Origin of the sequence: Streptococcus suis (assembly GCF_046032535.1) — a bacterium.
GTDB classification, from domain to species: domain Bacteria; phylum Bacillota; class Bacilli; order Lactobacillales; family Streptococcaceae; genus Streptococcus; species Streptococcus suis_AK.
In genome coordinates this window covers 61,835-77,115 of record NZ_JARQPL010000002.1, presented here as the reverse complement: position 1 = coordinate 77,115, position 15,281 = coordinate 61,835, and the positions used below count along the sequence as shown (strand labels likewise).

Annotated in this window: 9 protein-coding genes and 1 pseudogene; all 10 read left to right on the top strand. The window is 43.5% G+C overall.

Annotation, left to right across the window (positions count from 1 at the left end; all coding sequences use genetic code 11):
* Window positions 1-6: 6 nt before the first annotated feature.
* The 10 genes and pseudogenes from P7J58_RS01235 (at window position 7) to P7J58_RS01190 (ending at window position 15,252) form a co-directional block, all read left to right on the top strand.
* The gene (locus P7J58_RS01235; protein WP_408555430.1) at window positions 7-1,116 is read left to right on the top strand and encodes a DUF871 domain-containing protein; all 1,110 of its coding nucleotides are present in this window, start codon (window positions 7-9) and stop codon (window positions 1,114-1,116) included.
* Window positions 1,117-1,250: 134 nt separating this feature from the next.
* A complete protein-coding gene (locus P7J58_RS01230) occupies window positions 1,251-3,245 on the top strand; it encodes a BglG family transcription antiterminator (protein WP_408555431.1) in 1,995 nt (664 codons plus the stop codon).
* Between the two features lie 12 nt (window positions 3,246-3,257).
* On the top strand, window positions 3,258-3,569 hold the full coding sequence (locus tag P7J58_RS01225) for a PTS sugar transporter subunit IIB (protein ID WP_172104442.1): 312 nt from the start codon (window positions 3,258-3,260) through the stop codon (window positions 3,567-3,569).
* 1 nt (window position 3,570) lies between these two features.
* Window positions 3,571-3,903 carry a PTS lactose/cellobiose transporter subunit IIA gene (locus tag P7J58_RS01220; protein ID WP_044776254.1) on the top strand — a complete coding sequence of 111 codons (333 nt, stop codon included), beginning with the start codon at window positions 3,571-3,573 and terminating at the stop codon, window positions 3,901-3,903.
* 36 nt (window positions 3,904-3,939) lie between these two features.
* Window positions 3,940-4,383 carry a DUF3284 domain-containing protein gene (locus tag P7J58_RS01215; RefSeq protein ID WP_029174131.1) on the top strand — a complete coding sequence of 148 codons (444 nt, stop codon included), beginning with the start codon at window positions 3,940-3,942 and terminating at the stop codon, window positions 4,381-4,383.
* A gap of 43 nt (window positions 4,384-4,426) precedes the next feature.
* On the top strand, window positions 4,427-5,803 hold the full coding sequence (locus tag P7J58_RS01210; RefSeq protein ID WP_408555434.1) for a PTS sugar transporter subunit IIC: 1,377 nt from the start codon (window positions 4,427-4,429) through the stop codon (window positions 5,801-5,803).
* 324 nt (window positions 5,804-6,127) lie between these two features.
* Window positions 6,128-6,706 carry a CHAP domain-containing protein gene (locus P7J58_RS01205; RefSeq protein ID WP_002939856.1) on the top strand — a complete coding sequence of 193 codons (579 nt, stop codon included), beginning with the start codon at window positions 6,128-6,130 and terminating at the stop codon, window positions 6,704-6,706.
* A 382-nt stretch (window positions 6,707-7,088) separates the two neighbouring features.
* Window positions 7,089-7,352 (top strand): annotated as a pseudogene (locus tag P7J58_RS01200) (amino acid ABC transporter ATP-binding protein); the annotation flags it as partial.
* 365 nt (window positions 7,353-7,717) lie between these two features.
* Complete coding sequence (locus tag P7J58_RS01195; protein ID WP_408555435.1) at window positions 7,718-8,659, top strand: LacI family DNA-binding transcriptional regulator; 942 nt, start codon at window positions 7,718-7,720, stop codon at window positions 8,657-8,659.
* A 287-nt stretch (window positions 8,660-8,946) separates the two neighbouring features.
* Window positions 8,947-15,252, top strand: coding sequence for a pullulanase (locus P7J58_RS01190; protein WP_408555436.1), 6,306 nt, complete (start codon window positions 8,947-8,949; stop codon window positions 15,250-15,252).
* The last annotated feature ends 29 nt before the right edge of the window (window positions 15,253-15,281 follow it).

Here is a 15,281-nt window from a genome sequence, read left to right as displayed (position 1 = left end):
GGAGCAATGGTGCAATTTGGTTTTTCAATCTATCCAGAAAACTATTCTCTGGAAGAGTCTAAGGCTTATATAGACTTGCTGGGGCGTTATGGAGCACGGAGGATGTTTATGAGCCTCTTGCAGCTTGGGGGGAATGCCCAAGAAGCCTTGCAACTCTATCGGGACTTGATTGCCTATGCTCGTCAGTTGGGGATAGTCGTGATTGCGGATCTTAGTCCGAGTTTTATAGAGGCACAGGGCTGGCAGAAATCACTCATTGAAGAAGCCCATGGTTTAGGGCTGACAGGGATTCGGCTGGACGAGGCCTTGCCTTTGGAGGAGATTGTCAGCTTGACACAGAATCCTTACGGGCTCAAGATTGAACTAAATCTGAGTACCGATAAGGTCTTACTGACGCAACTGCTAGCTAGTGAGGCAAATAGGGATAACATTGTTGCCTGTCATAATTTCTATCCTCACGCCTATACAGGACTATCAGAAGAGCATTTTTTAGAAATGTCTTCTTTCTATCACCAAGAAGGCATACAGACGGCAGCTTTTGTGACTGCCCAGTCTGCAACGGAAGGGCCTTGGCCCTTGTCAGAAGGTCTACCTACCTTGGAGGAGCATCGCAACCAGACCTTACCTCTTCAGATTGCCTGGCTCAAGGCGACAGGTTTGATTGACTGTATTCTCGTCTCCAATCAGTTCATCTCGGAGGAGGAGCTCCAGTCTATTCAATCTATCTTGAAAGAAGAGGACATTTGTTTACCTGTAGACCTTACTGGGCAAGTGACAGCTGTGGAGCGGGAAATCATTGAGTTTCACCATATCTATCGTGGGGACATTTCAGCTTACCTACTTCGGTCGACCATGCCCCGTGTTGTCTACAAGGATGCGACCATTCCTGCACATACAGATAGGAAAACGCTTGTGCAGCGAGGGGATGTCTTGATTGACAATGATCTATATGGTCGTTACAAGGGAGAGTTACAAATAGCTTTGAGGGAGTTTACCGTTAGTTCAAAAGTGAATCGGGTTGGACGAATTTGCCCTGACTATCTGCCCTTGCTCGCTTTTATCAAGCCTTGGCAATCCTTTCGATTGCGAATCGTTGCGTCCGATTCCTTTCATTAACAATACGGAAAAAAAGAGAACCCTTGTAGCCTGAGGATATGCTACAATAGAAATATAAAAATATGTTTTTATCAACAGGCTCTAGCTTACTAGTCTTGTTATATTTCGTATAAATCTTGCGGAGAGGAGGGAGTATGCTATCTAAAAAAGAAGTTCGTCTGGTAGATTATTTACTGGAAAAACAAGGGGACTTTGTATCTAGTGCAGAACTGGCAAAGGCTTTGGGTGTCAGTGATCGAACAGCAAGAAAGTATGTCCAGCAACTCTCTCTTTCGCTAGAGGTTAGCGGTGCTTCTATTTTGTCCAAACAAAGTAAGGGCTACTGTTTGCTGGTAGAGAGACCGGTTGAGTTTGAAATGTTTTGGCAAGAACAGCTACGGTTGAAAAAGCAGGTGACGGACTTACGGCAACTGGAGGAAGCGACGGACCGACAACGGTATGTTTTAAGTAAGTTATTATTTGAAAATCCAATTCAGTCCATGGATCGTTTGCAACGAGAGCTGTTTATCGGAAAAACAACCCTGCATTCTATCATCGCGGATATTCGCAATTTATTTGTTCCTTACCAACTGGAACTGTTGTTCACACGGAGAGGTGTAGAATTAAGCGGGGAGGAGCCTGCTATTCGGCACTTCATCATGGATTACTTTTTTGGACAAGGGAATGGTCAGTCTCTTTATGGTTTGGTGGAAAATCAGCTCCTGCCAGACATTCGGTTTACAGACCTGATGTTGATTGTCTTGGATGAGTGCCGCGATGCCAAACTTCGCCTGTCTGATTTTGTGATGCAAAACCTGGTTCTTCATATCGCTCTGCTCTTACAACGAATGAAGGGGGGAGCTAGTTTAGAGCGATTTCCAATATCTGATCAGATTCAATCTTCCAAGGAGTATCAGGTTGCTGGACGAATTATCGAACGAATTGAAACAGAGTTTCAAGTGGAGATTCCTGTAGAAGAAGCCAACTATATCGCTCTACACCTGAAGGTCAAGTTGACGGGGAACCCTAGTCAGCTTTCAGACTTGGAGGACGGTTTGGAGGAAGGAGTTGAAACTTGTTTACAGACTCTCTCTCAGTTGACTGGTCTGGATTTGTTAAAAGATCGACAGCTTTTCAAGGGGATTGTCGCTCATTTGCTTCCCTTACGGACGCGGTTGGAGCACCAGATTCAGTTGGCTAATCCCTTGGTGGCTGATATCCAGAGGGATTATATAGAAGTATTTGAGCTGACCAAGCAAGCTTTTGCTTCTATGCCAACCTTGGCTGCCTATAGTATTTCGGATGACGAATGGGCCTATCTGACCCTGCATGTATTGGCTGCGATTGAGCGATACGAGGGTCGGAAAAAGTTGCGGGTATTGGTCGTCTGTGCGACTGGGATTGGAAGCGCTTTAATGTTGCGAAATCGTTTGGAAAAGGAATTTGCAACAAGCTTGGAAATTGCAGATGTTGTGAGTTACTATGAGGTAACAGAAGAAGGTTTAAGAGATGTAGACCTGATTATTTCTTCGATTAGCTTGTCCAATTTAATTTTCCTGACACCCGTCATCACCGTCAGTGTTTTCCTGTCAGAGCAGGATATCGAGGCAATTCGTTCCTATCTTCAACAAGTGACACCTGTCCGAGTTGAGCAGAACGAGGCTTTACCTATGGAGGAAGAGCAGGCGAGACAGATTGCAGAGGCTGTATTTTCACCCTTGCGAATAGTCTCTTTGGAAAAAAAGATGAGTCGAGATAGGACCTTGTTGCAACTAATAGCGCGCTTGGATGAAGCCAAGGAATCAGGCTTTGTGGAACAATTTAGGGAACAGGTAAATGTGAGAGAGTCCTATAGCTCGGTCGTTTTTGGAGAACTATTGGCCTTTCCGCATCCAGCTATTCCACTGACTTTCTCTGAGCAGATTGTGGTTGGAGTTTGTAAGGAAGCGGTTGAATGGGAAGAGGGGAAGAAGGTGCAGTTTGTCTTTCTTCTATCCCCGTCTAAAGGGCGGAATCCGCATCTGAAGTATATTTCACCTTGTCTGGTTGAATTTGTCCAAGACAGGTCCTTGCAAGAAAGGCTAGTGCAAAATCCTAGCTATCAGGAATTAGTCGATATATTTATTCCCTTGATTCAGAAACAGGGATAGGAGGAGTTTTTTATGAAACAAATTATGTTAGTGTGCAATGCTGGTATGTCTACTAGTATGTTGGTGACCAAGATGCAGAAATCCGCAGAAGAAAAGGGGATAAAGGCAACGATTTGGGCAGTCCCTGTGTCAGAAGCTGATAGTGAAGTTAGTCAAAAGGAGATTGATGTCCTTTTGCTAGGTCCACAGGTTAAATTTTTGCTAAATGACTACAAGGCTAAGTTCGAGCCTGCGATCAAGGTGGATGCAATCAATATGATGGATTATGGGGTGATGAACGGTGCCAAGGTGCTTGATGCAGCGTTGGCACTAATGGAGGACTAGTATGAACTCTCCGGAATACTTAGAAGCGATTATGGGGCTTATTATGTATGGGGGAGAGGCAAAAGGCTATGCTGTTCAGGCGATTCAAGCGGCCAAGCAGGAGGATTTCCAGACGGCAGAGCACTTGCTTCAAGAAGCAAATACCTCCCTAAATATTGCCCACAAGTCACAAACAGGTCTACTAGCCCAAGAGGCTGGTGGGCAAGGAGTGGAAGTGACCTTGCTAATGGTGCATGGACAAGACCACTTGATGAATGCCTTGACATTTATTGATATGGCCAAGGAAGTAGTGGAGCTCTATAAGCGTTTAGCTGAACAGAAGAATTGTGGCTAGGCTACCTTGTTGGATGACGGAGATAGGAGGACAGGTATGAAAATCAAAAAAATAGGACAGGTTCCAATTGAACAATTATTTGCTGCGATTGGTCGCTCCTTGAAAGAGGATTATCAGCAAAATACTGGACGTCCTCTTCTTGATCAAGATATCCAGGAAGGTTTGACCTATGTAAAAACATTTGGAGACAAAGGAGAGCATAGTGTTAAGGTGCGTGTAGAGGAATTTCTTGCCCCCTATCGTTATGCTGTTTGCTTTCATTCCAATCGAGGAAAAGAGCATATCTGCTATGATTTGCACGCTTTGGAGGACAATCAAACAGAGATTGAATACTCTTATGAAATGGAAGCAGCAGACTTATTTATGAGAGGCAACTACTTCTTAATGGAGAAAGTCTTCTCTAAGAGTTTGAAACGGCAGACAGATGCTCAATTAGAAGCACTGATTCGGTATTCTAAAGAAGGTGCTTCGACATCGTGATTTTGTTTATACAACAATAAAAAAATAGAAAAGGAGACAGATTATGTCAAATATTTCTGAAAAGTTTATGGAAATATCAGGAAAAATCGGCTCGCAATGTCATTTGATTGCCATTCGTGATTCCTTTATTTCCATGATGCCTATTACCATGGCAGGTACGGTGGCCGTTCTTTTGAATGTCTTTCTGAGGGATATTCCAAACAATATGGGCTGGACAGGTTTTGCAGAGGCCATGCAGCCAATTATTAACATCAATGGTTACGTTTATTTTGGAACCATTGGCATCATGGCGCTTGTTTTTGCCTTTACCTTTGGTTACAATTTGTCGCTCATGTATAAGGTCAATCCTTTGGCGGGTGGTTTGATTTCCTTCGCCTCCTTCATTTCAACTATTCCTCAAAGCCTCACCATTTCAACCGCTTTAGAAGGGGTGGACAAATCGGTTATCACTGCTTTGGAAGAACTTGGTTTGACCATTGTTACCACTGATGGTGTTTCTGTATTGGAAACCAGTGAGTGGGGAGCAATCGCCTTGAAATATGGAGGTGCAACTGGTCTCTTCACAGCCATGTTTATTGGTTTCTTGGCAACCTTTGTTTATGCAAGTTTGGTGAAACGCAATATCATCATCAAGCTACCAGACTCTGTTCCACCTGCAGTTAACAAGGCTTTTGCAGCGATTATCCCAGGAACGGCAGCGATTTATGTTTCTTCTATCGTGGCTTACCTCGTATTTTCTGTATCTGGTCAGTCCCTGAGTGATGTGGTATCAACCTACATTCAGATGCCGTTGCTTGGTTTATCACAAGGGCTTGGTTCAGTCGTACTCCTGACCTTCCTCGTTCAACTTTTCTGGTTTTTTGGTTTGCATGGACACAATGTCCTGGCACCGATTATGGACGGAATTTACCTCATCGCCCTGAATGAGAATACTGCTGCCTATGAAGCAACAAGAAGTGTTGCAGATTTGCCTTGGCTTTGGACACGCGGTTCCTTTGATGCCTACGCTCAGATGGGTGGTTCAGGTGTCACCCTCGCGTTGATTATTGCAATTTTCATCTTCTCTAAACGGGAAGAATACAAGATGGTCGCTAAGCTATCAGCTCCGATGGGAGTCTTTAATATCAATGAACCGATTACCTTTGGTATTCCGATGGTATTGAATCCACTCTTTGTCATTCCATGGTTGATTGTGCCTCCAGTTTGTGCTGCTATTGCTTATTTAGCGACTGCTGCTGGACTCATTCCTCCTGTCTTTCTAGCTGTACCTTGGATTACCCCGCCAGGTCTCTATGCTTATCTGGCAACAGGTGGTAACATTATGGCGGCTCTGGTTTCACTCTTCAACCTCTTTGTTGCCTTCTTGATTTGGACTCCATTTGTCATTGCGGCCAACAAGGTGAAGGCTGGTGAGGACTAATGTTTTCCAAAAATAAATCCCCCTTCTTACTAGCACTAGGTTTTTTTCTGATTGCGATTAGTCCGCTGTATGGCAATAAGTATCTCAATATTATTTCTGGTTTGGTGCTCATCTTACTCAGTGTACTTAGAAGTAGGAGAAAATAATTACGCTAAATAGAAAACGACTTCCGTATTGGAGGTCGTTTTTTGACAAAAAGTCCGAACACTGTAATTGTTAAGAGATTGCAAGTTGTCTGTAATATTTGTTACATTTCTTTAAGCTCTCTGCAAGGATTATCCCTTAGGATAGATAGGGCAGAAAAACACGAAGGAATCAAATATTATGAGTTATCAAATGATAAAAAAACAATTCAAATTGGGACTGTTTACAGCCCTCATAGGAAATCTTTTATGGTCGGGAATGGTGAATGTCAGTGCAGATGACACAGTTATAAGCGATAGTCCGACAGTATCAGCGTTAACAAAAAAGGTTGAAGCTGCAAAAAAAGCAGCCAAAGCTGCTGCCGCTGCAAAGGCTGCTTTGGCTACCAATATGGTGTCAGAGGTTGCTGTGGAATATACGGCTAATACCTATCCAGCGGGTCAGTGTACTTGGGGTGCCAAAGAAATGGCTCCTTGGGTTGGAAACTATTGGGGTAATGGTGGAGATTGGGCAGCTAGTGCGACAGCGCTTGGATATGAAGTGGGAACTATTCCAAAAGTTGGCGCTATTGCTGTATGGACAGATGGAGGTTACGGTCATGTTGCCTATGTAACAGATGTGGCAGCTAACGGTCACATTCAAGTTAAGGAATCAAACTATGGTGGAGTATACTACCCAAGTAATGTCCGAGGTTTCTTTGATCCAACAACGACTAGCGAAGGAACAGTCAGCTATATTTACCCACCAGCTGGAGTATAATTATAGTCATTTGAATTAACTTTGATACATCGTCACTTTCGTCTTGCCGTACTCTACGAAAGTGACTTGCTTCGCAGGTCTTATTTCCAACCTAGAACAGCCTTTATGCTGTTCTAGCAACCTGCACCTCAGTTCCTTGTCTGAAAGCTAATTCATTCGACTATAATATGAGATATAAAGACCGAGTAGGTCTCAGATTGAAGAAAAAGTCCATTTTGGATAATTTTCTTCAATCTTTTTTCTTTATGTTGAAAATAAAAAAACTCTCAGAAATACCAAAATATAAATGTTTCTAAGAGTTTAATGACTTGCTATCTTTCGCAAACTTCTTCAATTTTTTATATTGTTAGGAGTTTGGCTACGTTCTGAGACCGAGATCATCTATTTTGATGAACCAACCTCGGCCTTGGATCCTGAGTTAATCGGTGAAGTCCTGGCTGTCATGATGCAGTTGGCAAAAGAAGGTATGACCATGGTGGTTGTGACGCACGAGATGGGCTTTGCGCGTGCGGTAGCTGATCGAGTCATATTTATAGATGGTGGTCGGATTGTCGAAGAAGGTCGACCAGAAGACATTTTTGACCAGCCAAAAGAAGAACGTACTAAGCAATTCTTAGCTCGCATTCAAAAGGTAGATGTTGAGTAAGCTAAGCAAATTAATTTATCTTATTCATTTCCATAATCGTACAGAAAATGGACAGAATTTGACAAAGATACTTCAATTGTTAGACATTGATTGGTCTAGCGGTTGGAGTATTTTTTGTTTAGAGGGAATGGGTATTCTTATATAGTACTTTTAGAACGAGGCGATGAGCCACAGGCATAGATGAAGTTAGGCAAGGTGAACTAAGGAAGTAATAGAAGGAAAACTAAATGACGATAAATGTATTCGAAAGGTCTTTACTTTTTAGTAATAAATAGTATATAATAACCTAAAGAAAACGTTTGCGCAATTTTGACTGTTTGCCTGCTAAAAGATAAGCAACAGAAATAGAATTAGGGAGGAGTTCTATGACGACATTAACTGATGTGGCTAGGTTAGCCAATGTATCAAAGATGACTGTTTCGCGTGTCATCAACCATCCAGAACAAGTTACAAAAGAGTTGCGGACGCTCGTAACAGCTGCGATGGAAGAATTAAACTATAAGCCAAATGTGGCGGCCAAGGCCTTGGCCCAGCAACGGACGCTGATTGTTCAGGCTGTCATTCTCGAAAAGATGGATGTGGTAGAGCCGTACTATATCGACCTTCTTGCAGGAATCGCTGATGAGCTCAATCATCGAAATTATACTTTGCAGTTGGTGACCAATCCAAGTCAGATTACTGATCAATGTGATGGTTACATCGTGACTGGCGCTCGCAAGGATGACTACCCTTGGTTGAAAGGGCTGCGGAAGCCATTGATTTTATTTGGGGAGAATCAAGAAGGCCTTCCTTTTGTAGATTCAGACAATCATTTGGCGACTAGGTCCGCAACCCAGTTTGCTTTATCAAAAGGTTATGAGAGGATTGTTTTTGTAGGGATTGACTTGCCAGAAGCCTTTGAAAAAGGGAGAGAAGAAGGCTACAAAGATGCGATGCAGGGCCGAGAAACTCATCTCTATCGATTGGAAAATCGTTCTCGTGTTGCGGAAGAATTTGTGAAAAATCTTGATTATTTACCAGAAAACACCTGCTTTATCTGCGCATCGGATCGTCTCGCTCTTGGGGTTACAAGAGGTTTACAAGCTCTAGGAAAGTCTATTCCGAATGACGTTGGGGTGATTGGTTTTGACGGCTTCTTTTTAGATCGGATGTCCAGACCAGCCTTGACGACGATGAAGCAGCCGATTCGTCAAATGGGGGCTCTTAGCGTCAAACATTTAATGACGATATTGGATGGCAAGCCTCTGGCTAGACAGGGGCATTACTGTCAGGCGACGCTAATTGAAAGGGAGACTACACCTCAGTAGTCTCTTTTTTTTGGTCAGTGGGCGGTCTAGGAGCAAAAGAAGGGGGAGCTATTTATTCTATTTTTGTTAGATAGTAGATTAAAACTTGTTACCGCTAACATTCAAGAAAACGTTTGCAAAAACTCCTTAGAATTGTATATACTGGTAGTGTACAATTCAAACTTATTCATACTCTTCGAAAATCAAAATCAGACGTTGTTGACTTGATTTGATGAACTTCAGTTCTATCTGCATCTGCGTCGCCTAGTCTGTTTTTGATTTTCATTGAGTATTATATGGAGGAGTCTATGAAAAAGAAATCCGTTCAGAATATGAAACGAACAGGGATGCTAGAGAAGAAACAGATTTTTGGCATTCGTAAACTAAATGTAGGTGTAGCCTCTGTTGGGATTGCGGCTGCTCTGTTTTTAAGTGGGGCAGGTCAACTAGTGCAGGCAGAGGAAGTTGTCCTCCCTGCGTCAACTAGTTCAACGACTCTTTCGGAACAGGATGGCGGCGCGGTAGAAGCGACCACAACTGCGATAGAAGCTACAGATTCTATGGTAGCTGAAGCGACAGCGGTAACAGAAACAGCCGATGCAACTGCTCCAGAGGAAGCTCCTATCGAAGAAGGCAGTATTCGTCTGCACTTTGAAAATGTAGATGAAACAGCACCAGAAAGTCAAGGACTTTGGACTTGGGGAGGAGTGGCAGAGCCGTCCGATGGTAATCAATGGCCAACGGATACAGCGAATTTTTCAAGCAGTCAGGTAGATGACTACGGCCATTACGTTGATATTAAAAAATCTGAGACACCAGGAACGATTGGTTATCTGGTTCTCAAGAATGGGGAAAAAATAACAGAATCGGACCAGAAAGTGGAGCTTCTTGTTCCGGAACAAAATGAGGCTTGGATTGCTAGTGATTATAGCGTGTCTAGCTATGAGCCGCTCAAAGATGAAAATGTCCTCCGTATCAACTACACCCGTGAAGACAATAATTATGAAGGTTGGGGCGTTTGGACTTGGGGCGATACAACTGAAGCAAGTAGCGACTGGCCAACAGGTGCCGTTGATTTTAAACTTGGGAAATACGGCGCTTATGTTGACATTCCTCTATCAAACGGTTTAGATTCCAAGCTTGGATTTCTGCTAATCAATCAGAATAATCCAGATTTGGCAGGCAATAAAACCATTGATTTAGCCTTTGCAGATCGTAAACGGCATAGCCAAATTTTCCTTCGCAATGACGACGACAAAGTCTATACCAATCCATATTTTATTGAAGAGAAAGTAGAACTCGATACAAGTAAAGCGACTCCGGGTACAAAAAATGTGAAGGTTGAGGCTAGTAGCAAAGCGCCATTCAACTACAATGAGAGCGGCTTGGTATCTGTAACTGTCACCAACCCTGAAAATGCTGAGATTGTCAAAATGGAAGTCGATACAAGTGCCATCGGCGGAGGTCTTGTGCCAATCTCTACTGAACTCAATCGTGTGACCATTAAAGCGACGTCTAGCACAGCGCCAGGGACATATAGTCTTCCTGTAAAGGTCTATGACAAGGACAACGGTTACTACGAAACAAAATTGGATGTGACCATTACAGAGCGTATCAAGGCAGATGGTGAAAAAGACTGGGACGAGCAAGTCATCTACTTCATGATGACAGACCGTTTCTATAATGGAGACACCAGCAATGACAAGCTAGTGGAAGGAACAGCCTCCAACCCACGTGGTCTTTACCAGGGCGGAGACTTCAAAGGAGTGACAGCCAAGCTGGATTACTTGAAAGAATTGGGTGTGGATTCTATCTGGTTGACACCAATTGTTGAAAATATTCCACAGAATGTTGGTAGCGCAACAGATGGAGAGTACTATGCTTACCATGGTTATTGGGCATCCAATTTTGAGAAACTTAATCCGCATTTGGGAAGTTTAGCCGATTTCCACGAATTGATTGATGCCGCGGCGGAAAAAGGTATAAACATTGTTGTTGACGTGGTGCTTAACCATGCTGGCTATGGTACAGAAGAAACCTTTGCAGGTATGGTACGGACTAAGGAAGAAGACAAGCAGGGAGATGACCAATTAGGCTCATTATCTGGATTACCAGACTTCAAGACAGAAGAAGCAGCTGTTCGCAATCAGTTGGTTGCTTGGCAGGCATCTTGGTTGGAACGCTCAACAACTGCCAAGGGCAACTCTATCTATGGCTTCCGTGTCGATACAGTCAAACACGTTGATGATACCACATGGCAACATTTCAAAAATGAATTGGTAGATAGAGATCCTGACTTCCACTTGATTGGTGAAACTTGGGGAGCAAATTATAAGGATACCAAGGGTGACTTGGGAATCGGTACTATGGACAGCTTGTTGGACTTTGGCTTCAAGGATATTGCCAAATATCTGGTCAATGGTCAACTAAAAGCAGCTGGAAAAGAGCTGGAAGAACGTAGCAAGGTTCTGACTAGTGCAGCTTCTCTGGGTCAATTCTTGGGTAGTCACGACGAAGATGGTTTCCTCTACAGTCTCGGTGGTGCAGAAAAAGAAGGAAATCTGGACAAACTGAAATTGGCTGCTAGTCTCTTGATTACTGCTAAAGGTCAGCCAGTCATCTACTACGGCGAAGAAGTCGGGCAATCTGGGCAAAACAACTGGCCAGTTTATGACAACCGGTACGATTTCGATTGGAGCAAGGTAGAGACTAGCGACATCACAGATCACTATCAGAAATTGTTGGCTTTCCGTAATGCCAATTCAACATTGCTCTCACGTGGTGATACAAACACACTTGCTGGAAATGATAGCCAAGGTTGGCTTATCAGCAAACGCAGTTACCAAGATCAAGCTGCCTATCTTGTCTTCTCAACCAATACCGAGAGCAAGGAAATGGCAATTGAAGTATCTGGTAAGGATGTAGTGGTCACAGATGCCTACACAGGAAAAACGTATCAAGCTATCGAGAAAGACGGTAAATGGGTTGTTCAAGTCGAACTTCCAACTATCGGTCAAGGTGGCACCATGCTCCTTCAGACTCAAGCAGGTGACATCGTCAATGCAAGTGTGCAAGGAGCGACTGAAGAGCCAATTGAAGCAGGCTACTTCCGTGTTCACTTTAAAACCCTACCATCTGATAATTTATCTAGTCTAGGTCTATGGACATGGGATGATGTCGAAAAACCATCGTCAGATGTTGGTGCTTGGCCAACAGGTGCAACCAATTTCAGCACGGCTAAACAGGATGACTATGGCTATTATCTGGATATCAAGATGAAAGACGAAACGGCCAGCAAGATTAGTCTGTTGATTAATAACACTTCTGGTGAAAATATCACAGGTGACAAGACCATTGAACGGATTAGCACCAAGATGAATGAAGCTTGGTTTGATGAAAACTACCAACTCAGCCTCTATCAACCGCTTAAAGAAGGCTACATCCGTATCAATTACTTCCGTACCGATGGCAATTATGACCAAAAAGGTCTCTGGATCTGGGGAGATGTGACTGATGTTGCCTTGGGTGACTGGCCAAATGGTATTGATTTTGAAAACCAAGGCAAGTATGGTGCCTATATTGATGTCAAATTGACAGATTTACCAAGTTCCATTGGCTTCCTGCTATTGGATGAAAGCAAGTCAGGAGATGATGTGAAGATTCAACAGAAAGATTATAGCTTTAAAGATTTGAAAAATCAGACACAAATCTTCCTTAAGGATGATGATGCGACTATTTACACCAACCCTTATTTTGTCAACAATGTCCGTGTAACAGGTGTTTCTCATGTTAGCCTAACAGCTTTAGAAGCAGCCTTTACAACGCTGGAAGGTGCGGATAAGCATAGCATCTTGGAGAAATTGTCTGTAACAGATAAAAATGGCCAGACAGTGACTGTGACGGAACTTGTCTTGGATGCTACAAGCAACAAGGTGCGAGTCCTCGGGGATTTCAACCAAGAAAATGCGGGCTATACCCTCAAATATGGCAATGATAGTTTCACAACAACTATGAGCTGGCAATTGAAGGATGAGCTCTATGCTTATGATGGGGAGCTTGGTGCGCGTGTGCGTCAGGCTGGTAGTGTCGTTGATATGACTCTCTGGTCTCCAAGTGCAGACAGTGTAGCAGTTGTTCTTTATGATAAGGATGACCAGTCTAAGGTGGTTGGTAAATTGGCCATGACCAAGGGCGATAAAGGACAATGGGACCTCGAATTAAACGGTCAATCAGGTCTTGGTATCGCGGACTATCGTGGTTACTACTACCATTATGAAATTACTCGTGGGGATCAAGCTGTTCTTGTTTTAGATCCATATGCTAAGTCTTTAGCGGAGTGGAATAGTGATTTGGCAGATACAGATCCATCTTATCGTATTGCAAAAGCTGCGATTGTGGATCCATCAGAAGTTGGTCCAAGTGGCTTGGGCTATGCCACAATTCCTAACTTCAATCAGCGTGAAGATGCCATTATCTATGAGGCTCATGTCCGTGACTTCACATCAGATCCTGCTATTTCCGATGAATTGACAGCTCAGTTCGGTACCTTTGCGGCCTTTGCAGAGCGACTCAGCTACCTTAAGGACTTGGGTGTGACCCATATTCAGCTGCTCCCAGTTATGAGCTACTATTATGTCAATGAATTGAAAAATGCAGAGCGGATGAGCGAGTACGCTTCTAGCAACAGCAACTACAACTGGGGCTATGATCCACAGAGCTACTTTGCCTTTACAGGTATGTATTCTACAGATCCGACCGATCCAATGAAACGCATCGAGGAATTCAAAAACCTAGTCAATGAAATCCACAAACAAGGCATGGGTGTGATTTTGGATGTGGTCTATAACCACACTTCCAAGACCTTCTTGTTTGAAGATTTGGAGCCAAACTATTACCACTTCATGGAGGCAGATGGTACGGCTAAATCAAGCTTTGGTGGTGGTCGTCTGGGAACCACTCACTACATGAGCCGTCGTGTCTTAGTTGATTCCATCAAGTATCTTGTGGATGAGTTTAAGGTAGATGGTTTCCGTTTCGATATGATGGGTGACCATGATGCCGAAGCAATTGAGCAGGCCTTTACTGAAGCTCAAAAACTCAATCCAAACATTATTATGCTTGGTGAAGGATGGAGAACCTTTACAGGTGATGCCAATCAGCCTGTTCAGCCAGCGGACCAAGACTGGATGAGCTCAACAGATACGGTTGCGGTATTCTCAGATGAGATTCGTAACACACTTAAATCTGGTTATCCAAACGAAGGTCAGCCAGCCTTTATCACAGGCGGTGCTAAGAGTGTAGAATCTGTCTTCAATAACATCAAGGCACAACCAGGCAACTTCTTGGCAGATGATCCAGGTGATGTGATCCAGTATATTGCTGCGCATGACAACTTGACCCTCTTTGATATTATCGCTCAGTCCATCAAGAAGGATCCGTCAGTTGCTGAAAACTATACTGAAATTCACCAACGTCAACGCTTGGGTAATTTGCTAGTCTTGACTGCTCAAGGGACACCATTTATCCATTCTGGTCAGGAGTATGGACGGACCAAACAGTTCCGCCATCCTGATTACAAGGAGCCAGTTACAGAGGACAAGGTACCAAACAAGGCGCATTTGTTGACCAATGCAGATGGAACGCCATTTGACTATCCATACTACATTCATGACTCTTACGATTCATCGGATGCGGTCAACAAGTTTGACTGGACCAAAGCGACAGATGAGGCGCTCTATCCAGAGAATACCCGTACTCAGGCCTTTACAAAAGGATTGATTGCCTTGCGCAAATCTACAGATGCCTTCCGTTTGGGAACAAAAGAAGAAGTTGAACAGAAGGTTAGCTTGATTTCAATTCCAGGTCAAAATGGCATTGCTAAAAATGATGTGGTTATTGCCTATCAAACCATTGCAAGCAATGGGGACCGCTATGCTGTCTTTGTTAACGCAGATAACAAGGAGCGCAGCTTTGTTCTTTCAGATAGTTACAAAGAATTGCTGAAGGGTCAAGTGCTGGTCGATGGTGAACGTGCAGGTGTAGAAGCATTGTCTGATTTAGTGGGTGTTGAGTTGACTGATAGCGCAGTTGTGCTTGCCCCATTGACTGCAACAGTGATTCGTTTGCCTTATATCATCACAGAAGTTCCAGATACAGCACCTATTGCTGAAGAAAAACCAACCCTAGACGTTACTAGGAAAGAACGTACAGAAGAATCTGTCCTTCCGATTGCAGAGGAAGTTCGCTATGATGCAACTCTTGCTAAGGGTCAATCCTATGTCCTACAAGAAGGTAAGGCAGGTAAGCGAGTCTTGGTCTATCAAGATGTCTTGATTGATGGTAAGGTAGTTGCTACTAATTTGTTATCAGAAACAGTTGTTGATAGCGAAACACGTATTGTTGTGAAAGGCAGTATGGAGGCTAAGAAAGAGGCTGAAAAACCGAGTCTTTCTACTACTGCTCAAGCATCTGGACAAGCGACAAGTGGTACAAGCAAGGCGAGTCTACCAGCTACAGGTGACCATCAAAGTGATTTGGCACTTCTAAGTCTCGGACTTGCTGGACTTGGTCTGACAGTCGCTGCCCAAAGCAGAAATAAAAAATCAGAAGAATAATATGCTTTCCTCCCAAGAGGTTAGGAACC